Origin of the sequence: Halalkalibacter oceani, from assembly GCF_023715605.1 — a bacterium.
GTDB lineage: Bacteria > Bacillota > Bacilli > Bacillales > Bacillaceae_D > Halalkalibacter > Halalkalibacter oceani.
Genome location: NZ_JAMBOL010000003.1, coordinates 317,208 through 339,477, shown reverse-complemented (window position 1 = coordinate 339,477; position 22,270 = coordinate 317,208). Strand labels below are relative to the sequence as shown.

The window sequence follows — 22,270 nt, the reverse complement described above, 5'->3', positions numbered from 1 at the left end:
CATGTTTTCGACATGTTTAGCGAGTCTCATGAATAATGTAGTGGTATACTGGTAGAGGTTGTGAAGAGGAGAGAAGGAGAGGGAGAGTTGTATGTTAGAGTTGAGCTGGTTTCAGATTGTCCTTGTCGGCATCTGTGCCATCTTTATTGGGATTGCCAAAACGGGCCTGCCGGCGTTAACGATTCTCGTTGTCGCGACAATGGCTTCGATTTTTCCGGCGCGCGATTCAATTGGAATCAGTCTGCCGATGTTGATTACCGCTGATTTGATTGCGGTCGCCTATTATCGTCATACGGTCCACTGGAAAACGTTGCTGCGAATGCTGCCTTGGGTTCTCGGAGGTCTGGCCGCCGGCTACGTGCTATTATTTTTTGTCACCGTAAGCAGACCGATTGAAATTATTTTAGGACTTATTATCATTAGTATGGTTAGTTTGCAAATATACCGGGCAAAAGCTGGGGCGAAATGGCTAACGAATATACCGCAGTCGAAGCTGTTTATCGGCGTAATGGGAACTTTGGCCGGTTTTACAACAATGATAGGAAACGCAGCCGGGCCCGTGATGGCTATTTTTTTATTGGCGCTCGCTTTGCCGAAGAACGTCTTTATCGGCACTGGCGCGTGGTTCTTTTTAGCGGTTAATTTGATTAAAGTGCCGCTGTACGTGAATCTCGATTTAATTACTGGAGAAACGTTTCTCTTTTATTTATGGTTTATTCCGATCATTCTGCTCGGTGCGTTGATCGGCATCAAAGTACTGCCCTATATCCCGCAGAAAAATTTCAACCTGATCATCATGGTTCTGGCAGGCATCGGCGGCATCCGGCTTTTGCTGCCGTGGTGACATTTAATACACTGAGAAAAATCCTGTTACAGCAGGATTTTTTGGTAGAAGGATTTGTCACGATCCAGAGCTTCGAACCCGCTCCCGGGATGGGGGCACGCTTTCCGCAGGAGGGCGTTGAACTAACCGGCCCAGCCGGTGGATTTCAACCTGCCCTCTCCTCCTGCAGGAGTCGGCCCTCCCATCCCGTCCGCTTTGCCTAAGGGGAAAAAAGGGGGTTGCTTGACCGTAAAGAGAGAGATCTATGTAAGACGGAAAGCAACGATTGCACGTGTCTTTGCAGAAACAAAAGCATGGGGTGCGTTTGACAAACCTGAAAGGGTTGGAAAAAAATTCGATGCAGGCGATGCTTGTTTTTGCTGCCATGGACCTAAAAAAATTATCGACTGGCACTGGAGAAACACATATCCTCCAGTGTCACTAACCCAAAAGAGACAAGTTTTGTCTACGGTCTGAAAAATCCTGTTCCAGCAGGATTTTTTTCTTTGAGAAAGAAGTAGAATTAACTCTATTTGCAGCAATAATTTAAGGAGAGGGGAGCTTATATGGAAAATACGTTGCTAATGAAAATAGAAGCCAGTTATACGTTGAATTTTTTAGTGTATATCCAAAATATCTTTCTAAATCGCCAACAAAATAAGGATGAATGGAAATTTCCCTACCTGCCATCAAGAGGTGAATTTCAAGAAGACTTTGAAATGCGGTATCGAGAGGTGTGGAGTGAAGTAGCAAGGCGGATTTCTGAAAATCCAATAAATGACCTGGAAATTTTCAGAGAGAAAAGCTTATTTTATCAGCGCTTGTTCGCTCAATGCGAGAGGACGTTAAAAGAATATGAGGATATTTATCACTCCTTTAACGTCTGGTGGCAAAGCCTGGCCGGGCAATTTGCTGTGGAAAGTTCAATTTCTGAACAGGGACAGACGATTTACACGCAGGTAGCAGAATGGCTACTGGAAAAAGGCATCACGCCGCAGAAGGAATTGACGATCAGTTTGCTTTATGACGATTGTTTACTGGCTGATTTCGATTTCTCCTCGTATTTCGCAGCAATTTCTATCCGCGATTTTCTTGTGGAAAAAGAATTAATCGATAAGCTGACGGGAACGTTTTTCACTAAATAGAGCAGGGGATTGGAGAGAAGGGAAACACCCAAACATCTCTGGGCGGGTCTACGTCTATTTCATCTACTATGTGAACGCTTAGTGCAGTCGTTCAGGTGAACACTTTCACTATGCTCAACTGGGCAGAAATAAGTTGTTTAATAATCCTTATGTCATCAACGGACAGGTTAGGGGGTAATCGTAGGCTAAATCCTGCGCAATAAACAAGCTAGACATTGAGTTAAGGTTTATATTTGAGTATAAGTTGTTTGAGATTAATCGAGGGAAACGTATCACAAGTAATGGTAAATCAAACGAAACGCAGGAAATTGTTAGTAAGAAAGAATAGCTAGAAAAGTTAATATGATTTACTAATGTTTGGACAGGGGAACCTGTCTTTCTTTTATTTAAAATCGATCAATACAAGAAGACACTATTAAATTCCTGTTTGTTTGTATAAAGTACCTGTATATTTGATAATAATTCTCATTATCATTTATAATAGTATACTAAACAGGATGTTAGTGAAACCAGCATTTAAATGAATAAAGGAAGGTGTGATAAAAATGGAGATTAGAACAGCGGAAATGTTATTGCAATACTTTTCAAAATATTATATGCGTATTGAAAGTATTATGAAAGTTGTTCATAAACCGAAAGTAAAGTCTAGAGGATGGAGGAATTCGGAGTATTCAGGATTTATCTTTCCGGTTCGAGGGGAAGCTATTTTTCACTTTAATGAAACAACTTATAATGTAAAGCCCGGTAGTATTATACACGCTGGTCCTTATATGAGAAATGACCGTGAAGTTGTAGGGGATGAGGATTGGGTGTATGTTCTTGTTCTTTATAAATCGTTAAAAATAAAAGACGATGCAGAAGATGATTTATCTACTAAACATTTTCAAATATCATCTATAGAACACATGCGTATAATTGATAATTTAAATAAGTTAGTTCATTATTGGCAAAGTCCCGCTTCTTATTATAGCCTTCGTATACAAGAAATTTGGTTTAATACGTTAAATTTAATGGTGTCTACTATGGAGAATTTCGGGCGAAGTGATAACAAACAAATACTTGAACGAATTTTAGATGATATTCATGAGAACTATGAAAAAGCGTTAAGTGTTTCGATTTTAGCAGAAAGGCATCAAATAAATGTAAACCAAATTGCATACTTATTTCAAAAATATTTATCGATGCCGCCTGGAGAGTACTTGAATCATTACCGTTTAAATAAGGCCAAAGAATTATTAAGTTCTAAGGATGTAAGGTACAAAGTAAAAGAAGTCGCTGAAATGGTTGGATTTACTGATCAATTATATTTTAGCCGACGTTTTAAAAAACATTTTGGTATATCTCCAAAAGCGTATGTGAATATCATTTTTCATGAATAATCCATAGATTTTCATGAAAATGATATTCAAAAAAGAAATAGTGCTGATACAATTATAATTGATAATCATTCTCACATTGCCTATCAAATACTAGGTGAGAGAGAGGATAATTAAAGATAATGGATAAGGATGTGCTAGTAAATGTTGAGTGAAAATTCCAAATTATATGATATTACAATTATTGGTGGAGGACCTGCAGGGTTATTTGCGTCATTTTATGCAGGTTTACGTGAGATGAAAACTAAGATTATAGAAGCTGATAATAGGCTTGGTGGTAAAGTTCATGTCTATCCTCAGAAAATGGTTTGGGATGTAGGGGGACAAACACCTTTGACTGGAAGGGAATTAATTAATCAATCTATTGAACAAGGACTTTCATTTAGCCCAACGGTAGTATTAGAACAAGTTGTAACGACTATAGAAAAGAAGAATGACGGTACCTTTCTAGTTATGACGACAAAAGGGGTTATTCATCATACTAAAACGGTTGTTATTGCAACTGGATCGGGAGGCATAATTAAGCCGATGAAGCTTGAAGTACCGAAAGCAACCAAATTTGAGGAGGAGAATCTATACTACGAAGTATTCGATGTTAACGACTTTAGGGGAAAGTCATTGCTAATATCTGGTGGTAGCCCAACATCGATTGACTGGGGAAACGATTTAGCGCCGATAGCAAAAGATATCACCCTCGTTTATCGCGGGGATGATTTGAAAGGTTTGGAAGCAACGAAAACCAAACTGATAAATAATGGTGTAAAAATTCTTTTTAACACGCAGATTCACGAGTTAATTGGTATAAATAAAATAAATGAAGTAGTACTTTATAATAACAAGAATCAAGAAATATTTAATGTGAAAGTTGATGCAGTGCTAGTAAACCATGGTTATCATAAAAACAACCCTCTCCTTAACAGTAAACCACTAGGGTTGGAATTAACGGAGCACCTATACATTAATGGTAATTCTGCAGGACACACGACTATACCAGGTATTTATGGTGCTGGTGATTGTGTCTTGTATGATGGCAAATTACAGTTGATAGCCGGTGCGTATCAGGATGCAGCAAACGCCGTTAATTCTGCAAAATTATATATTGAACCAGATGCTCATAAAGTTGCACAAGTATCATCACACAATAATATTCTAGATGAAAAGAATAAAAAGTATTTATATCGATGAACATTTAATGTAAGGCGGGGAGAAAAAACTATGAGAAGAAATTTATTAGTAATAGCATTAAGTGTATTATTTTTAACTTTTCTAGCGGCGTGTAATAGTGAAAGTGTATCTGATAAGGGAGACGCTAATGAAGTGGTAAGCAATGAGGAGCCGTCTGATTCTAATGAAACAAAAATTTTTACGACAGATAGCGGTGATAAGGTAGAGGTACCCATAGAGCCGAAAAGAATTGTAGTTCTTCATCCTGCATATGTCGGAGCATTAATTCAGTTTGGTCATGATCCTATAGGTGTATCTTATTATGTTGACCAAGATGAGGTACTAAATGAAGCTACAGAGGGAATCACTAGAATTGATCCAGAGGATGTAGAAGGCATTATTAATTTGGAGCCGGATTTAATTATTGCTACAGTTACAGACCCTAACTTAAATAAGTTCAAACAGGTTGCTCCTACTGTTACATTTGACAACATGATTAGTACATATAAAGATAATACAAGGTTACTAGGAGAGCTTGTCGGCGAAGAAGAACAGGCTCAAGCATGGTTAGATGCGTGGGAAGAAAAAATGGCAGAAGATGCTAAGAAGTATGCAGATTTAATTGAAGGGAAGACACTATCGATTTTTCAATCTACTTCTAAAGCGCTAGTCTCATTTAATACAGACTATGGGCGTGGTGGAGAAATCTTATATGATGGCTACGGCTTTGTACAACCCACGGAACTTGCTGAAATTACGAAGGATCAATTTAATGTTGAGCTATCCAATGAGGAGTTGCCAAAATATATTGGAGATTTCGTTGTTTTAGCCACTGTCGGAGCTGAAGAGGCACCCGTAACAGAAAGTAAAGTTTGGCAAAATGCGGATGCTGTCCAAGCCGGCAGAGTCATTAAATTGGATTTGGATGTAACACGTTATAATGATCCGATATCATTGGAATATCAACGAGAATTGATTAAAAAGCAGCTTGATGCAATGAAATAAAGAGCTGATAACCTTTTCATGAGAAATCTTTATGAAAAGGTTTTATCTAACAACTGATCAAGAAGGGGAAGTGATATGAATCGTCTGACGGGAAGTGGACTGACTATTGCATAGGGTAATAAAATCATCACTCGTATAAATTTATAAAGAAGTGAGTTAATAGGGATGAGACTTAAGGAAGAAGGTCACATAAACTTTATTTTTATTTTTTCTATCGCCTGCCTCTTGATGGTCGTTATTTTTATGTTGTCAATCGTACTTGGAAGCGCGGATGTAAATATCCAAACTGTTTTTAATGCTATTTTAAATTATGACTCTACAAACGTGGATCATAATATAATTGTGGACATACGTATTCCTAGAGTCATTGGGGCATTACTTGTAGGCACAGCACTTGCAGTTTCGGGAGCAGGAATTCAGAGTGTGACAAGAAATAGTCTGGCTGATCCAGGTTTGATTGGTTTAAATTCTGGTGCTGCACTTATGATTGCACTGACATATGCTTTCTCGCTTTCCGTTTCATTCGAGAAATTGATATTCACTAGTTTTTTAGGTGCAATGATTGGCGGAACAATGGTGATCATGATTGGTCGTTCTAAAAGGGGTGGCTTTAACTCCACCCGTTTAATTTTAGCGGGAGCTGCTATTAGTGCATTGCTCAGTGCATTAAGTCAGGCAGTGGCTCTCTTTTTTAGGTTGAATCAATCCATTACTTATTGGAGTTCTGGAGGAGTCTCTGCTACAACCTGGAAACAAATATATATAGGTTCTCCAATTGTTATTATTGTAGTCGTTCTGTTTATTCTAATAAGCAGGCATTTATCGATTTTAAATTTAGGAGAATCAGTGGCAAAAGGGCTTGGGCAAAATGTGAAGCTAATACAATTCGTCACCCTGCTTCTTAGTATGCTGCTGGCCGGAATTGCTGTAGCTATTGTAGGACAAATCGCTTTTGTAGGGTTAATGGTCCCTCATATTGCTAGGTTTTTAGTTGGAACGGATTATAAAAAAGTTATTCCTTTAACAGCAGTTATGGGTGGCAGTCTAGTTTTGGCTGCTGATACAGTTGCAAGACTGATGGGCGAATCACCTGTTAGTGCAATTATTTCCTTTATAGGTGTCCCTTATTTTCTATATTTAATTAAAAAAAGGGGACGAACGATATGATTGATCCACGGTTAAAAAGAAAACAGTTCATTGTATTAGGAATTTCATTAATACTTCTGTTTTTAGTAATTACTTGGAGCATCACTTCGGGTGAATATAAAATGGATATCAATACATATTTAAAAACAATCATTGGACAAGGCGAATTCATGGATAATTTAATTTTAATGAACTTTAGGATGCCAAGAATGATTATTACCCTTTTAGCTGGTATGGCTTTAAGCTTAAGTGGGGCAATCATTCAAAGCATTACAAAAAATCCTTTAGCTGAACCAGGAATTCTTGGAATAAATGCAGGTAGTGGATTTGCCATTGCTGTATTAATTATTCTTGGACAAGCCAATCCAAATACATTTGTTTATGTATTGCCGCTTGTAAGTGCAATAGGCGGTATAGTAACTGCATTATTAATTTTCCTGTTCAGTTATGATAAGGGAAACGGAATTAGTCCTATAAACATGGTTTTGATTGGTGTCGGATTATCTACTGCCTTAAGCGGCGGCTCGATTACAATCATGCGAAAGTTCAATGAAGATCAGGCAGAATTTATTGCCACTTGGCTTGCAGGTAATATTTGGGGAGATGAATGGCCATTTGTCATCGCTTTTTTGCCATGGATTTTAATCATTATTCCTCTTTTGTTTTTAAAATCAAATGTCTTAAATATTATGAATACCAATGATCAAACGGCAATAAGTCTCGGAGTCAAGCTTGATAAAGAAAGGGTTATTCTATTAATTGCAGCTGTAATCTTATCATCAGTTACAGTTGCAGTAGCTGGTTCTATAGGTTTTATAGGTTTAATGGGACCACACATAGCTAAATCACTTGTCGGACCACGTCATCAGCTATTTTTACCTATTGCATTAGTGATAGGTGCATTTTTACTTGTAATTGCTGATACAATTGGCCAAGTGATTCTGACAATAGGAACAATACCAGCTGGGATAGTTGTTGCCATTATCGGTGCCCCATACTTCCTATATTTGATGTATAAGACGAAAGAAGTATAAATTTTTACTGAGATCGTGAAGCGAAAGGTGATAAAATCGTTGGTGGGCAATTTTCAGTTATCTATGTTTAATATTAGCAGTTATTACTGTCCCGGCATTCTTATATGTTGTGGGAGCACCATAGCAATCAGTCCGAGTGTTTGCGCCTATGTAGCATTACTAACCATTTTACGGTCATCTTATTAGCAGGTAATGGCTTATACAAATAAAACCAAGTTAAATGAATATATTGGAATAACTGTATATCATGTACCGAAAAAATAGTATACTACGTATAAAAGAAGGGGGAGATAAGAATGAACAACATTATTTTGCACAGTATCATGATTTTCTTTTTAATGGGGTGTGGGTCTTCTAATCAATCTGCAGATAATACGTCTTTAAACATAGCTGATTTTTATGGAGAATATACGTTTGATGAAGTAGCATATATGCTCAAATCTTCTGATAGAAGTGAAAAAGAATATCAAAATGACGTAAAAGCAGTAACAGAAATGTTCACAGATGTAGAGTTTTCCATAGGAGAGAGTTATTTTTCTGAAACTTCAGGAACATTTGGAGAAAACCCAGCAGAAGGTTTTGAATTTATCACCATGAAGGACTACGATGATAAATATTATGATGAGGTAGGCGGGGAAAACCTTGAGAATTTTGAGGGCTTGAGTTCTCTATTTGATTATGATGAGATTAAAAAAGAATTAGATGTTGATGAGATCGAACATTATATTATGTATGTAGAAGATGGGGTTTTGTCCAATCCTGCGTTTTATATTACAAATAACGATATTTATGTTGCGATGGAAACGATATCCACCGGCGAAACAGAGGATAGTGTAAAGGGATATACCCATTATTTATTGAAGCTTAAAGAAAAAGAATAATGGTCTTCAATTGGATGACATCCTACATAAAAAGGCTGTGACGGCTCTACTCATTGCTTAGGGGCTGGGAAAAAGGTTGTTTTATACCTTTTCCCAGCCCCTCTTATCATTCTCATTCGATATCTCCGCTCTTATTGCAAACGGTAGACGACGTCCACGCTTTGGGTGATTTGCACTTCTCCGGCTTCAATGATAGTAGAAGCACTGCTTGAATCGGCAGACTCTTCACGTCCTCCTGAAAAGTCCTGCGTTGGGAAATGCACTTGAGCGGCGCGGTCGGAGATTTGCAGAACCTCGCCCCGGGCTTTGCCGACGCTTTCCGCCATTACATCTGCTTTTGCTCTTGTTTTCTCAATCGCTTGCTTCATCGCTTCATGCTCTGCTGCTTCCGGATTTTCCAGCGCAAATTGGGTATGCTCAATTTGGTTCGCTCCAGCAGCTGCGGCTGCATCAATCAGCTCGCCTAACGTTGCTATTTCACGATATTCGATTCGTAAAATATGCTGAGCACGGTAGCGTTCATTTGTCGTTTCACCGTTTGGTGAATATTGATGCTCCGGATAGACATTAAAACGGGCCGTTTGAATGTCTTCTTCCTGAATTCCATGTTCGCTTAACACGTTACGAACCGCCGTCATACGCTCGCCGACCTGCTTTTGCGCTTTTTCGGCAGAATCAGCAAGCGCCTGCGCCCCAAGATGAACATAGGCCATATCCGGCTCCACCTTCACTTCGCCGACGCTATTGACAACGATTGTTCCTGTTTGTCCATTGCTTAATTCTTCCGCAGTTGTTGCCTGGTCAGAGGAAAAGCTGAAAACAACGAGAGCGAGTGCTGCGGCGCCAACGATGAAGCCGCCAATTTGTAAGCCTTTTTTCTTTTGTATCAATGCATTTGCCTCCTTTATGAAGAAATGATGTTTATCATAAAACGTCCGAAGTGAAAAGAAAGTTACGTGTTGCTCATTTATTTTTTCCGGTCGGTCTCTTCCTCGGACAGGATTCCTGCTTATTATAGCATCAGCTCCTTTATGAAGGGCGGAAATTTCGTAATATTGCATCAATTTATTCTAAAAAAGATCAAAAACCTTTCTTGGAATGATCATAAATTGGTCATTTTTGTCGAGTAGTGTATGAACCAGGCAGTTAGAAAAACTGTCATCAGAAAAAAGGAGGTGTACCCTGACAGAGCTGCTTTGCCGAAAACAATAAATTGAATTGATCTGAGGAGGAATAGAAATGGTGAAAAAATCAAACCAAAAGGTGTCAAATAATCAGAGACCGAAAAAGGTATTCCCACTACTTGTGACAACAGCGATGCTAGCCGGAACATTTGCTGCGGCCGGTGCCCCGGTATCAGCGGACGAGCTTGAAGCAAAAGCGAAAAATCATGGACAATTCGTCTCGGAAGCAGCAGTTGAAATAGACGGTTCAAATGAAAAAGGTAAGCTGATTCGAGAAATGGCGAAAGAGAAAAAGCACCTTATTGATAAATTCCCAAAAAATGAAGAAGGACAAGCTGATGACGAAGACGGTCAAACAGATGACGAGTCAGAAGCGCCAATTGACGAAGATGGGCAGACAGAGGAAGAAGTAGAAGCGCCGGTTGATGAAGATGCGCAGACGGAAGAGGAAGTAGAAGCGCCGGTTGATGAAGATGGGCAAACAGAGGACGAAGCAGAAGCACCAATTGACGAAGATGAGCAGACAGAAGAGGAAGTAGAAGCGCCGGTTGATGAAGATGGGCAAACAGAGGACGAAGCAGAAGCACCAATTGACGAAGATACGCAAACGGAAGAGGAAGTAGAAGCACCGGTTGATGAAGATGGGCAGACAGAAGAGGAAGTAGAAGTACCGGTTGATGAAGATGCGCAGACAGAAGAGGAAGTAGAAGCGCCGGTTGATGAAGATGCGCAAACAGAGGACGAAGCAGAAGCGCCAGTTGATGAAGATGGGCAAACGGAAGAAGAAGTAGAAGCGCCAATCGATGAAGATGGGCAGACAGAAGAGGAAATAGAAGCGCCAATCGATGAAGATGGGCAGACAGAAGAAGAAGTAGAAGTACCGGTTGATGAAGATGCGCAGACAGAAGAAGAAGTAGAAGCGCCAGTTGATGAAGATGCGCAAACGGAAGAGGAAGTAGAAGCACCGGTTGATGAAGATGGGCAGACAGAAGAGGAAATAGAAGCGCCAATCGATGAAGATGGGCAGACAGAAGAAGAAGTAGAAGCGCCGGTTGATGAAGATGGGCAGACAGAAGAGGAAGTAGATCAGTTTGATACGCTTATTTATGATACTTATAGCTCCATCATAAATGGGTATGCAGACCTGATCCAATTCCAAGGGCTTTATATCCAGAACCTCTTTGCTGAGAACGGTTCAACAGAAGATGGAACCGGGGAAGCCCCTGAAGTTCCAGTAGAAGAAGTAACGGAGGATCCTGTTGAAGTTCCAACAGAAGAAGGAACTGAGGAAACCCCAGAAACGCCGGTAGAGGAAGGTAACGAAGAAACGCCAGAAGCGCCGGTAGAGGAAGGTAACGAAGAAACGCCAGAAGCGCCGGTAGAGGAAGGTAACGAAGAAACGCCAGAAGCGCCGGTAGAAGAAGGTAGCGAAGAAACCCCAGAAGCGCCGGTAGAAGAAGGTAGTGAAGAAACGCCAGAAGCGCCGGTAGAGGAAGGTAACGAGGAAACGCCAGAAGCGCCGGTAGAGGAAGGAACTGAGGAAACGCCAGAAACGCCGGTAGAAGAAGGTAACGAGGAAGCTTCAGAAACACCGGTAGAGGAAGGTAACGAGGAAGCGCCGGCAGATGACGAAGCTTCTGAGCAAGCAGAGGAAGAAGTGGAAGCGCCTGTTACGACGTTGGATAAATTGGTTCATTATTACCAAGAGCTAAAAACAGCGTATTCCAACTTTATCTCATTTCTAAAATAAAAGAGTAAGACAGCTTTTGCAGATAAGCCCCTGGTAGAGTCATCTCTATCGGGGGCTTTTCTAACTATTTTTTTAAGGATGGCAAGGAGGGGAATGACTTGTATTCTCTTTTTTTGACAAACTTACTGTATTCTTCTTATGAAATTACCCCCTTGAAGGAGTTTAGGCCCGCTACCTTTCTGCTTAAGCTGGCCAGCGTTGTTTTAGATGGGAACGAATCTTTTTTTGTGAAGGTTCAGCAGCCTGAAAAGCGGGAAACGAAAGATAGATTTGGCCTGTTTGCAGGAAGACCTATATCAATCGACTCTTGTCGTCGTTTTTTAAATTGTCTATCTTATAAAAGGCGAATAGAAAAATAGGTTTGCTTTTAAGGGAGTGATCGGTATGCTAAAGATTTTGGTAGCAGACGATGATTTGAACATTCGGAATATTATCCTTCATTATTTAGAAAAGCAGTGCATGAATGTCCTTCATGCCGATAATGGAAAAGCTGCGCTTGAATTAGTCATAAACGAGAAGCCTGATCTTGTTGTTTTGGATTTGCTGATGCCTGAAATGGACGGCTATGATGTTTGCCGGGAAATAAGACGGCGCTCAGAGACGCCGATTATTATGCTGACGGCAAGCGGCGATGAATTTGACCGTGTGCTCGGTTTGGAGCTCGGGGCGGATGACTATATGACAAAGCCGTTCAGTCCACGTGAACTGGTGGCCCGGATCAAAGCGATTTTACGCAGAGCGGAAGGAACGCAGCAGTGCTACCATCCACCGTCTCAACAAGCAGCAACGTATGATTATGGTCAGATCTTGATTGATATTAACCGGCGGGAAGTGGTCGTGAAAGGTCAAAAGATTGCTCTCCGTCCGAAGGAATTCGACCTGCTCGTCTATCTGGCGAAAAACCCGGGAAACGTCTATACGCGGGAAGTACTGCTTGAACAAGTATGGGGATATGATTTCCTTGGCGACATTCGCACGGTCGATACCCATATTAAAAAAATCAGAGCGAAATTAGAAAAGGTTAACTGCGAAGCAATACATACCGTCTGGGGAGTCGGCTATAAATTTGAAGCTCCATAGGCTGGTTGCTTTTATAAAAAAATCATGCTACCTTAAAGAGCGTGATTTACACTAACTATGGTTGATGGAAGGTGATGATTTCAGGCGCTGTACATCAGTGACTGTGGCTAACGATCTTTCTTGTGTCGCTGCACATAGAACTTTATCGTCAGGCTTTCCATGCTGCTTTGGACTTGTTTTAGACAAGTTCATTTGAAAAGAGGAGCACACATGAAAAAGATTTTGAAAAGAACGGCTGTTGTAATCGCTATTTTACTCGTATTTATGTTTTTCAATAACAGCTCGTTTTTTGTAAGTCCAACTTCATCGGAGCCGCTTTTGCTTGCTCATCGTGGCCTTAGTCAAACATTCCCGCTGGAGGGAGTCGGAAATGATACGTGCACGGCGGAGCGCATCTATGAGCCGGAGCATCCGTACCTTGAAAATACGATCCCTTCAATGGAAGCTGCTTTTGAATTAGGGGCGGATATCGTCGAACTTGATATTCAGCCGACATTGGACGGGGAGTTTGCCGTTTTTCACGATTGGACCGTTGATTGCCGAACGGACGGGTCGGGAGTGACAAGGGAAATGACGATGGAAGAGCTGGAGCAGCTTGATATCGGCTATGGCTATACGGCCGATGGCGGAGAAACCTTTCCTTTTCGCGGGCAGGAGCCTGGACAAATCCCGACATTGAAGGAAGTGCTGGACACGTTCCCGGAGCAGGCCCTTCTAATTCATATAAAAAGCAATGATCCGACAGAGGGAGACATGCTTGCTGATTATTTGCTGGCGAATGGAAGAGACCTCGACACGGTTACCGTGTACGGCGGAGATGAGCCGGTTGCCCGCTTGAAGGAGCTGCTTCCTGATGTGCGGGTGATGTCAAAAGAAACGATGAAAGCTTGTCTTGTTCCATATTTGGCTGTCGGCTGGACAGGTTACATGCCGGCTGCCTGCGAAAATACGCAGCTCCATCTTCCTGAGACGATTGCGAAATGGCTCTGGGGCTGGCCAACGAAATTTGTTAACCGGATGGATGCTGCCGACACAAGGGTGATACTCGTCGCCGGGGATGGTGGTTTTTCCGAAGGCTTTGACTCTAAAGAGGATGCAGAACGTATTCCGCCTGATTATCACGGTGGAATATGGACGAACCGGATAGACAAATTAGTCGCTGAATAAGAATGAGGAGCTGGGCATAAGGGTGTTTTTCTACCTTTTGCCGAGACGCTGGAGGATGACTCGACGTTCGGGTCATTCTCTTTGTTAAATGATTAAGAAAGGATAGAAGTTTCGGGTGGATTCGAGGAAGGACGGCGGCTTCGCACGTTACGCAGATGGCTGAAAAAAGCCCGATTTAAGCCATCCTTAAAAGATGGTAACGGCTCCGCACGCCGCTTCTAAGAAAAGCCGCTACGCGGTTTTCTTATGTGAATAAGTGGAAGGCTTTGCCAGTTTCGTCTTGTCAAGCCGGAGCGTCTTTTAGTAAAATTGGAGATAGTAAAATGAGGTGACTTTATGACGCACCAATCGACTCCGCTTAAAACGAAAGAAACGCTGCTTGTGACAGCCGTCGCTTTAGGTATTTTGCTTAATCCGCTTAACACAACGATGATTTCCGTTGCCCTGGTTCGTTTGCAGGAGGAGTTTCATCTAACATTTGCCGATGTGACATGGCTGATTTCAACGTATTATTTAGTCAGTGCGATCGGGCAGCCTCTGCTTGGCAAATGGAGTGACTTGTTCGGCTGTAAAAAAGTATTTATGATCGGCTTGCTGCTTGTGACGGTGTCCTCGGCTCTTGCCCCGTTGTCACCGAGCTTCGGCTGGCTGATCGGCTTTCGCATTATTCAGGCGTTTGGCAGCTCGGCGCTGTTTCCGGCCGGTATGGGAATCATCCGTAACCGAATTACGGCACATCAGGCGAAAGCGCTCGTGATTATTTCGATCTTTTCCAGCACTTCGGCAGCTTTCGGCCCTTCGCTCGGCGGGCTTTTGCTGCATTACGGGGATTGGCCCCTTATTTTTTTATGTAATTTCCCGTTTATTATCGCCTCCTTTTTGCTCGCCTGGCGTCTGTTCCCGAGCGATCCCAAACCATCACCCGGCGGCAAGGCGCGGATGGACTGGGGAGGGGTGGCGTTGTTTTCTGCGGCGATCTTCGTATGGCTGCTGTTCTTTCTTGAACTTGCTGAAGGCTTCAGCCCCTGGCTGCTTGTGCTTAGCGCGGCATTATCGCTCGTCCTCTACCGCTATGAACTGGACCGAAGCGAGCCGTTTATCAATGTCGGTTTTTTGAAAAAAAATATGAATGTAACGCTGATTTATGCCCAGTATATTTTGACCAATATGGCATTTTATTCGATTATGTTCGGCGTCCCGTCCTATTTGCAGCAGGCGCAGGGGATGGATCCGCAAAAGACGGGGCTGGTTATGCTGTCGATTGCCGGCTTCAGCGTATTGGTCACTCCGATTGTCGGCCGCTGGATTGAACGGAGCGGCTCAAGGCCGTCGCTGATCGTCGGCACGGCGTCCGTCGTGGCAGGAAGCATGCTGATGCTTATTATTCGCGATCAAACAAGTGTCGTCGTCATTTTTCTCGTCCTATGTGTACTTGGTATCGCCAACGGCTTCAATAATTTGGGCATGCAGACGGCGCTTTATGATTTTGTTTCGAAGGAGGAAACCGGCATCGCTTCCGGGCTTTTCATGACCTCGCGATTTATTGGCACGATTTTGTCTTCCAGTCTGCTGGCGGCGCTTTTCGGCCAGACGATCACGACCGGGAATATGCACAGTATGGCGTGGGTTTGCGCAGCACTGGGACTGGTGATGTTCGTCTTGACGCTGCGCCTGCCGCGGGCGGCATGAAATGAAACTAGATTCATAGTGAAGCTTTCGCTGCACCTAGAAACTCCCGTTGCTGTTATGCAGCCGGGAGTTTCTGTTTGCCGTGATATTTGGCCAAGCATTTTTTCATTTTAATCCGTAGCCTTGCTTTAAAATAAACTCCTTTAATTTAATTCCGCGCTGTCGGCTCATGTAGTCTGAGATTTGCTTTGTCCAGCCTGTTGTCTTTCTGCCATTCGTCCGTTTCGTGTAATAGGCAGCTGATCGTTTTTCGTATTCTAGCAATCCTGTGGGAATATGCTCAGTCTGGTAGGTTTCTTCATGAATGACGACGTTGGCCGGCAGTCGCGGTTTCTGTTCCGGGATTTCGGCAGGATAGCCGAGACACATGCCAAATAAAGGGAAGGTGTAAGGTGGCAGCTTTAACAGTGCCGCCACCTCATCAAAATTATTGCGGATTTCGCCAATCATCACCCCGCCGAGTCCATGGGATCTGGCGGCGATCAATATATTTTCCCCGACTAGGGCGGTGTCGACAGCGCCGACAACAAGGTCGTTCGTTTCTTCAATATTCAGTGGTAAATTGTTCATTACACCAGCTTGATAGAGACGGTAGTAGTCGACGCAAAGAACGAGAAAAACGGGACAGTTCGCTACATATTTTTGCCCGGCGCATACGTTGGACAACGCTTGCTTTTTACCCGGGTCTTTCACGGCGATGATACTATAAGCCTGGACATTGTGGCTTGACGGCGCCCATTGGCCGGAGCGGAGAATATCGTTGAGAACCGCTTCCGGTATGCTTTCATCCGTGTATCTTCTAATCGAGCGATGGCTTTGTAATAACTGTGTCACTTCATTCATCCGCCTTTTCCTCCTCTTCATTTTCTATCGCTTATTATAGAAGGAAGCATGGAGAACGTTGGTTGATTCTGTCAGATTTTCTTCCGTACTAATTTGAGGAAAAACAGTAGACGTGTTGTGAAATGATTGATCAGTTTGCTATGATGAAACCACTTTCGAGAGGTTGGAAAACTGTGGAGGGGAGAATGAGTGAATATGGATGAACTGGTAAAACAGCTTCCGATCGGCCTTGTCATAACCGGTGATCACGGCGCTATTATGTATCATAATGACCTGGCGTTCAGTATGGTAGCGGGCCAGCATGAAACCTTGATCGGATGCCCGATCTGTCAAGTGATCCCGGAAAGTAATATTATTAAGACGATCAAGAAGGCGCAGCCTTCGCTTTCCCTTGCAAACTCGAATAAAAAGAATCCAAAAATACTGTACGAGTATCCAGTTGAATGGGATGGGCAAAAAGCGGGCGCGACATTACTGTTTCACAGCAGCTTTGTTGAGCATATGGCTTATTTCGTTGACAAAATCAACGAGATGAAGCAGGAGCTTCAATTGATTATGAGTTTAGTTGGTGAATTAGTGACGATTACGGATGAGCAAGGAACCATTTTAAAGGTCAATGAAGCATGTGAGCGGATGATGGGCGTATCAAAAAAGGATTTCATCGGCAAACCAATGGATTTTCTTGAAAAAGAAAAGATTGTCAGCCATTCTTCAACGAAACAAGTGATCAAAGAAGGAAGAAAGGTCACGGTGACCCAAACGACGAAATCCGGAAGAAGGCTGCTCGTAACCGGTCATCCGATATTTAATGAAGAGGGAAAGCTGACGAAGGTGATCAATATTTCCAAGGACATTACCGAAACCGATCTGATTTCCAAGGAATTACAGGAAACAAAGAAATTGATTGACTATTATGAAAGTGAGCTCCACAAAAAAGAGACGAACGGGCAAAAGCCGCTTATCAAATCAAAGCAGCTAAAGGCTGTCTATGATTTGGCGGAGAGGATTCAGGATTTGGATTCAACTGTGCTGCTGCTCGGTGAAGCCGGCGTCGGAAAAAGGACGCTTGCGACGTACATTCATTCAACTTCAAAGGTAAGAAAAAATCATCCGTTTGTCGAAATCAATTGCGGGACGATTCCGGAAGCATTAATCGAAGCTGAATTATTTGGTCAGGTGGAAACGGGCGGGGAAGGAAAGCAAGTTGAAAGACAAGGCTGCATAAGAGAGGCGGATCAAGGGACGCTTTTTCTGAATGACATTGATGAATTGTCTCTTCCCGTGCAGGTGAAATTATTAAAAGTAATGGAGGAGAAAAAGGTGATTCCGGTAGGCGGTACCACCGCGGTAGATGTCGATGTCCGGATCATCGCGGCAACGGAAAGGGATTTGGAAGAAATGGTTCGGGCGCACCGATTTCGCAGAGAGCTGTACTATTTAGTAAACACTGTGCCGATCATCATTCCGCCATTACGTGAGCGTAAAGAGGAGCTGCCGTTTTTTATCCAGTCGTTTCTCGAGTATTATAATCGTAAATATCACTATGAAAAAAAGTTTGATAAAGAGGTGATCCAGGCTTTTTTGAAAAATGACTGGGCAGGAAACATTCGTGAATTGCAAAACGTGATTGAAACAGTGGTTGTCACCTCGGCTGATGATGAAATTACATTTGACCAGCTTCCTGACAAGATCAAAAACGCGACCTTAGCCAATGAGGATTTCTCCGGTCAAAAATTAAAAACAGCGGTCGAAGAATTTGAAAAGAATATCATTGCGAAAGCATTAAAAAAATCAAGGACACTTAAGGAAGCAAGTATCGTTTTGGGAATTGATGCTTCAACGTTAACGAGAAAAGTAAAGAAATTCAAGCTTGAAATTGCAGAACCGCAATGATAAATTGCGGTTCTGCAATTTTTTTGTAAGCAAGGATAGCAACAGAGATGTGGAGAGTTTTTATAAATGCCATCTTGCAAAAATGCAATCACCACAAATTTGGAAAAAGAATAGTGGCAAAAGATCTGACATAGTCTGAAGATTCATGAAATTTATTCAGTAAAATCATCATCAAGCAAAAAGAACATGAAAACAAGGAGTGTAGGCAGATGAAATTAGTCGGCGTCGATGTCGGAGGAACGTTCACAGATATTATGTACACAGATACAATCACGAAACTGACGTGGATCAACAAAGTTCCTACGACATTGGAGGATCCTTCAATCGGGGTCGTTCAAGGAATCATGGAGCTATGCGAGCGTGAAGGAATTGACGGAAATGAGATCGATCATGTGTTTCATGGCACGACGATTGCGACAAACGCCATTTTAGAAAATGATGGGGCGGTTACCGGGATGGTGACGACAAAAGGGTTTCGCGATATTACGCATATCGGCCGCCATCAGCGCCCACAAAATTATTCGATTATGCAGGAAATTCCGTGGCAGGACCGTCCCCTTGTGGCACGACGACATCGGAAAGTCGTCAGTGAACGACTCGTCTCGCCAAAGGGAGAGATTTTGACGCCGCTGAATGAAGAAGAAGTCCGGGCCGCCATCCAGGAGCTAAAGGCGGAAGGGGTAGAATCGATTGTTGTTTGCTTCTTATTCTCCTACATTAACCCGGTACATGAAGAGCGAGTGAAAGAAATCATAAAAGAGGAGTATCCGGAAGCATTTGTGACAACCTCGGCCGATGTATCGCCGCAGTTCCGTGAATTTGAACGCTTTACGACGGCATCAATTAACGGGTTTGTCGGGCCGAAGGTAAAAAAATATATCGACAATTTGAAAACAGGTCTAAAAAAAGCGGACTTGGAAGCAGACCTTCATATCATGTGCTCCAATGGCGGGGTCGGCACGGCGGAAACCGTAGCTGCCAAGCCGGTTAATACATTGCTTTCAGGTCCGGCCGCCGGAGTGCTTGGCGGAAGCTGGTCCGGTGAACTGTCCCAGAAGCAAAAGCTGATTACGTTTGATGTCGGCGGTACAAGTGCCGATATTGGCATCATAACCGAGCAGGGCTTTGATGAATCCTCGGCAAGAGATACGTGGATCGCCGGCTATCCGGTGATGGTGCCGATGATCGACATTCATACAATCGGCGCGGGCGGCGGCAGCATCGCTTACGTTGATCAGGGAGGAGCGTTTAAAGTCGGGCCGCGCAGCGCCGGCTCAAGACCGGGACCGGCCAGCTATGGACATGGCGGTGCGAAGCCGACAGTGACCGACGCTAATGTTGTCCTCGGCCGCCTCGATGAAAGCCATTTTCTTGGCGGCTCGATGAAGATTTACGCCCAGGAAGGTTTTCGCGTCATGGAAGAGCTCGCCTCACAGCTGAACTTGTCAGTCAATGAGACGGCTGAAGGCATCTTAACGATCGTCAACAACAACATGGCCAATGCGATTCGCGAGAAGACGATTCAAAAAGGACATGATCCGCGTGAATTTACGCTCGTCGCCTTTGGTGGGGCAGGACCTCTCCATGCAGTTGATGTCGCACGCATTCTCAATATCCCGGAAGTCATCATTCCCCCGCATCCGGGGATTACCTCGGCGACGGGGCTGCTGACGACTGATTTGAAATATGATTTGATCAAAACGGAATTCATGCGCAGTCCGGAACTGGATTTAGAAAAGCTGAACACGGATCTCGACTTATTAAGGAAGCAAATTATCGGGCAACTAAAAGCAGACGGCTTAAGCGCCAACGAAATCGAGCTTGCTTTTACAGCCGATTGCCGCTATGTCGGTCAAGGCTATGAATTACGCGTCGCCTTGCCGCAAGGTGACATAACGACGGACAACATTGAAGAAACATGGACTGCTTTTCATCAGCTTCACCAGGCGGAGTATGGTCACTTTTTTGAAGGAAGTCCGATTGAAATTGTCAATGTCCGCGTAACAGGCAAAGGGGCGATGCCGAAAATTCAACCGCCAAGCGTTTCAAGCGACTATCCAGTGGAAGAGGCGTTAATAAAAAAAGGAAAAACGGTTTTTCGCAAGGATGGCGAGTTAAAAGAAATCGAAACGAGCTTCTATCAGCGGGAAAAGCTGCCGGCTGGAGCAGTGATTGCCGGTCCGGCGATTATCTTCCAAAAAGACACGACAACGATTATGCCACCTGACTGTCAAGCGCTCGTCGAGGAAAATGGAAACATGATGATTACGTTAGGAGGAGGAGCAAAATGAGTGTACTAGAAAGCAAGGCGGCGATTGATCCGATTACCTCACAGGTGATTCAGGGAGCATTGGAAAACATCGCGATCGAGATGGGTCATAAGCTAGCGCGGATGTCCTATTCCAGTATTATTCGCGAATCCGAGGATTTTGGCTGCGCCCTCGTCGATATGAATATGCAGCAGCTTTGTGAATCAACCGAAAGTACACCATTGCAGTCCGGTCCGATCCCAGGTTATGTAAGGGGGATTAAAAAAATCTTTGCGGAAAGGGGACAGGAATTCGCCCCTGGGGATGTCATTATGCACAATTCCACTTATCATGGGGCCTCGCACGGTCCAGATATTGGAATTTGTATCCCGGTATTTTATGAAGGGCAGCTGATCGGCTTTTCAGTGACGACGGCTCACCATCTTGATATTGGTGCGTTAACGCCAGGGAGCTGCGGAATTGTCGATGCCGTTGATGCCTATGCGGAAGGCTTGCAATTTAAAGCAATCAAAGTCTATGAGAACGGTCAAAAAAATGAGCAGGTATGGAGCATGTTAAAGGATAATATCCGTGCTTCGGCAATGGTGGTCGGGGACATTGAGGCCCAAATTGCCGCCGCCCGGATCGGTGCGGAACGATACATTGACATTATTGAAAAGTATGGAATCGAGACTGTGCTTGCCGCGAGTGAAGATTTAATGAAGTATTCGGAAACGATGCTGCGAAACGCGATCGAAAATTTACCGGATGGCACCTATCAAGCAGAAGGCTTTTTAGACGGCTACCTCGACAGCGATGATCCGGCTGAGAAAAACTTGAAAATTGCCGTTGCGCTTACGGTAGAAGGAAGCAGCATCAAAATCGATTTAACGGGCACCTCCCCGCAAATTAACAAGCCGATCAATATGCCATTTGAGGGAACGGTTGACTGCGCAATTTATTTAACGCTGCGTTCGATACTCCTGGACTCGGAAACTTATGGACATATTCCGCAAAACGCCGGGCTGATTCGGCCGATTGAGATTTACGCCCCGAAAGGAACGTTATGTAATCCGATTTTCCCGGCGCCAACGATTGCCCGTTTTTGTCCGGGAAACCTCGTCGCCGACACGCTGATGAAAGCACTTGGTGAAGTCGTGCCGCATCAGGTCAGTGCTGGAGTCGGCAATTTACAGGTCGTTTCCTACAGCGGATTAAATGAAGAAAATTACTGGGTGTTCATGGACATCATGGAAGGCAGCTACGGCGGAAGAAACGGACAAAAAGGAATGGATGCTGTTGATACGTTGTACGCTAACACCCGAAATAACCCGATTGAGGACATTGAATCGCATTATCCGCTGCGCGTCAATCGCTATGAGCTGCGGGAGGAAGCATGCGCCGCCGGGAAAGATCGCGGCGGAATCGGCTCGATTAAAGAAGTGACTTTTTTAGAAGATGGCAGCTTGTCGATTGAAGCTGATGGTCATCATTTTGCACCGTGGGGGTTTCTTGGAGGGAAGGATGGCTATGTCGGCGGAGTGATTTTACATCCAAACACAGAACGCGAGCACCATTTACCTTCAAAAATTCCGAACACGCGTATGAAGCAGGGAGATACGATTCAGCTCATCGGGCCGAGCGGTGGAGGGTACGGGCATCCTTATGAACGCCAGCCGAAGCTTGTGCTTGAGGATGTCATCGACGAATACATCACGGTCGAAATGGCGGAAACACAATACGGCGTCGTAATTGAAAACGGACAAATTAATGAAGAGAAAACGAGAGCTTTACGTGGCGCATAAGTGTCTTACGAATAAAACAACAACGACATTAGAAAC

At 43.5% G+C, this 22,270-nt stretch carries 17 protein-coding genes and 1 pseudogene; 16 read left to right on the top strand and 2 right to left on the bottom strand.

What is annotated here, in order from left to right:
• The first annotated feature begins 91 nt into the window (after positions 1–91).
• The 9 genes and pseudogenes from M3202_RS06670 to M3202_RS06630 all read left to right on the top strand — a co-directional run bounded on the left by M3202_RS06670 (position 92) and on the right by M3202_RS06630 (position 8,574).
• A complete protein-coding gene (locus M3202_RS06670) occupies positions 92–844 on the top strand; it encodes a sulfite exporter TauE/SafE family protein (protein ID WP_251222555.1) in 753 nt (250 codons plus the stop codon).
• A gap of 234 nt (positions 845–1,078) precedes the next feature.
• A pseudogene (locus M3202_RS06665) lies at positions 1,079–1,300 on the top strand (transposase); the annotation flags it as partial.
• A gap of 89 nt (positions 1,301–1,389) precedes the next feature.
• Positions 1,390–1,968 (top strand): hypothetical protein, encoded by a 579-nt coding sequence (locus tag M3202_RS06660; protein ID WP_251222554.1) that lies wholly within the window; start codon positions 1,390–1,392, stop codon positions 1,966–1,968.
• A gap of 545 nt (positions 1,969–2,513) precedes the next feature.
• Positions 2,514–3,347, top strand: a complete 834-nt coding sequence (locus tag M3202_RS06655; RefSeq protein ID WP_251222553.1) for a helix-turn-helix domain-containing protein — start codon at positions 2,514–2,516, stop codon at positions 3,345–3,347.
• Positions 3,348–3,488: 141 nt separating this feature from the next.
• Positions 3,489–4,529: an NAD(P)/FAD-dependent oxidoreductase gene (locus M3202_RS06650; RefSeq protein WP_251222552.1), complete on the top strand. Its 1,041-nt coding sequence runs from the start codon at positions 3,489–3,491 to the stop codon at positions 4,527–4,529.
• A 30-nt stretch (positions 4,530–4,559) separates the two neighbouring features.
• Positions 4,560–5,513, top strand: coding sequence for an ABC transporter substrate-binding protein (locus M3202_RS06645; RefSeq protein ID WP_251222551.1), 954 nt, complete (start codon positions 4,560–4,562; stop codon positions 5,511–5,513).
• Between the two features lie 165 nt (positions 5,514–5,678).
• Positions 5,679–6,680, top strand: coding sequence for a FecCD family ABC transporter permease (locus tag M3202_RS06640; RefSeq protein ID WP_251222550.1), 1,002 nt, complete (start codon positions 5,679–5,681; stop codon positions 6,678–6,680).
• Positions 6,677–7,693, top strand: a complete 1,017-nt coding sequence (locus M3202_RS06635; protein WP_251222549.1) for a FecCD family ABC transporter permease — start codon at positions 6,677–6,679, stop codon at positions 7,691–7,693. Before M3202_RS06640 ends, M3202_RS06635 begins: the two co-directional genes overlap by 4 nt.
• 296 nt (positions 7,694–7,989) lie before the next feature.
• The gene (locus M3202_RS06630; RefSeq protein WP_251222548.1) at positions 7,990–8,574 is read left to right on the top strand and encodes a hypothetical protein; all 585 of its coding nucleotides are present in this window, start codon (positions 7,990–7,992) and stop codon (positions 8,572–8,574) included.
• A 131-nt stretch (positions 8,575–8,705) separates the two neighbouring features.
• Here M3202_RS06630 and M3202_RS06625 read toward each other — a convergent pair whose 3' ends face one another.
• The gene (locus M3202_RS06625) at positions 8,706–9,464 is read right to left on the bottom strand and encodes an SIMPL domain-containing protein (protein ID WP_251222547.1); all 759 of its coding nucleotides are present in this window, start codon (positions 9,462–9,464) and stop codon (positions 8,706–8,708) included.
• A gap of 349 nt (positions 9,465–9,813) precedes the next feature.
• Here M3202_RS06625 and M3202_RS06620 point away from each other — a divergent pair, with 349 nt between their 5' ends.
• The 4 genes from M3202_RS06620 (at position 9,814) to M3202_RS06605 (ending at position 15,444) form a co-directional block, all read left to right on the top strand.
• Positions 9,814–11,508, top strand: coding sequence for a putative sodium/potassium/calcium exchanger (locus M3202_RS06620; protein WP_251222546.1), 1,695 nt, complete (start codon positions 9,814–9,816; stop codon positions 11,506–11,508).
• A 378-nt stretch (positions 11,509–11,886) separates the two neighbouring features.
• On the top strand, positions 11,887–12,588 hold the full coding sequence (locus tag M3202_RS06615) for a response regulator transcription factor (RefSeq protein ID WP_349775604.1): 702 nt from the start codon (positions 11,887–11,889) through the stop codon (positions 12,586–12,588).
• A 210-nt stretch (positions 12,589–12,798) separates the two neighbouring features.
• On the top strand, positions 12,799–13,755 hold the full coding sequence (locus M3202_RS06610; protein WP_251222544.1) for a glycerophosphodiester phosphodiesterase family protein: 957 nt from the start codon (positions 12,799–12,801) through the stop codon (positions 13,753–13,755).
• A gap of 336 nt (positions 13,756–14,091) precedes the next feature.
• On the top strand, positions 14,092–15,444 hold the full coding sequence (locus M3202_RS06605; RefSeq protein WP_251222543.1) for an MFS transporter: 1,353 nt from the start codon (positions 14,092–14,094) through the stop codon (positions 15,442–15,444).
• A gap of 105 nt (positions 15,445–15,549) precedes the next feature.
• Here the strand turns inward: M3202_RS06605 and nfsA are convergent, their stop codons facing one another.
• Positions 15,550–16,287 (bottom strand): oxygen-insensitive NADPH nitroreductase, encoded by a 738-nt coding sequence (gene nfsA, locus M3202_RS06600; protein WP_251222542.1) that lies wholly within the window; start codon positions 16,285–16,287, stop codon positions 15,550–15,552.
• Between the two features lie 195 nt (positions 16,288–16,482).
• On the opposite strand from nfsA, the gene M3202_RS06595 reads away from it, so the two are divergent.
• From M3202_RS06595 to M3202_RS06585, 3 genes are all read left to right on the top strand, one after another.
• Complete coding sequence (locus tag M3202_RS06595) at positions 16,483–18,180, top strand: sigma-54 interaction domain-containing protein (protein WP_251222541.1); 1,698 nt, start codon at positions 16,483–16,485, stop codon at positions 18,178–18,180.
• Positions 18,181–18,389: 209 nt separating this feature from the next.
• The gene (locus tag M3202_RS06590) at positions 18,390–20,471 is read left to right on the top strand and encodes a hydantoinase/oxoprolinase family protein (protein WP_251222540.1); all 2,082 of its coding nucleotides are present in this window, start codon (positions 18,390–18,392) and stop codon (positions 20,469–20,471) included.
• Positions 20,468–22,234 carry a hydantoinase B/oxoprolinase family protein gene (locus M3202_RS06585; protein WP_251222539.1) on the top strand — a complete coding sequence of 589 codons (1,767 nt, stop codon included), beginning with the start codon at positions 20,468–20,470 and terminating at the stop codon, positions 22,232–22,234. Before M3202_RS06590 ends, M3202_RS06585 begins: the two co-directional genes overlap by 4 nt.
• The last annotated feature ends 36 nt before the right edge of the window (positions 22,235–22,270 follow it).

What these genes read in the sequence shown, in the direction of transcription:
- nfsA (WP_251222542.1), bottom strand. Translation starts at nt 16,287, where the DNA reads ATGAATGAAGTGACACAGTTATTACAAAGCCATCGCTCGATTAGAAGA.
- M3202_RS06595 (WP_251222541.1), top strand. Translation starts at nt 16,483, where the DNA reads ATGGATGAACTGGTAAAACAGCTTCCGATCGGCCTTGTCATAACCGGT.
- M3202_RS06585 (WP_251222539.1), top strand. Translation starts at nt 20,468, where the DNA reads ATGAGTGTACTAGAAAGCAAGGCGGCGATTGATCCGATTACCTCACAG.
- M3202_RS06635 (WP_251222549.1), top strand. Translation starts at nt 6,677, where the DNA reads ATGATTGATCCACGGTTAAAAAGAAAACAGTTCATTGTATTAGGAATT.
- M3202_RS06630 (WP_251222548.1), top strand. Translation starts at nt 7,990, where the DNA reads ATGAACAACATTATTTTGCACAGTATCATGATTTTCTTTTTAATGGGG.
- M3202_RS06655 (WP_251222553.1), top strand. Translation starts at nt 2,514, where the DNA reads ATGGAGATTAGAACAGCGGAAATGTTATTGCAATACTTTTCAAAATAT.
- M3202_RS06590 (WP_251222540.1), top strand. Translation starts at nt 18,390, where the DNA reads ATGAAATTAGTCGGCGTCGATGTCGGAGGAACGTTCACAGATATTATG.
- M3202_RS06620 (WP_251222546.1), top strand. Translation starts at nt 9,814, where the DNA reads ATGGTGAAAAAATCAAACCAAAAGGTGTCAAATAATCAGAGACCGAAA.
- M3202_RS06670 (WP_251222555.1), top strand. Translation starts at nt 92, where the DNA reads ATGTTAGAGTTGAGCTGGTTTCAGATTGTCCTTGTCGGCATCTGTGCC.
- M3202_RS06650 (WP_251222552.1), top strand. Translation starts at nt 3,489, where the DNA reads ATGTTGAGTGAAAATTCCAAATTATATGATATTACAATTATTGGTGGA.
- M3202_RS06610 (WP_251222544.1), top strand. Translation starts at nt 12,799, where the DNA reads ATGAAAAAGATTTTGAAAAGAACGGCTGTTGTAATCGCTATTTTACTC.
- M3202_RS06605 (WP_251222543.1), top strand. Translation starts at nt 14,092, where the DNA reads ATGACGCACCAATCGACTCCGCTTAAAACGAAAGAAACGCTGCTTGTG.
- M3202_RS06640 (WP_251222550.1), top strand. Translation starts at nt 5,679, where the DNA reads ATGAGACTTAAGGAAGAAGGTCACATAAACTTTATTTTTATTTTTTCT.
- M3202_RS06645 (WP_251222551.1), top strand. Translation starts at nt 4,560, where the DNA reads ATGAGAAGAAATTTATTAGTAATAGCATTAAGTGTATTATTTTTAACT.
- M3202_RS06660 (WP_251222554.1), top strand. Translation starts at nt 1,390, where the DNA reads ATGGAAAATACGTTGCTAATGAAAATAGAAGCCAGTTATACGTTGAAT.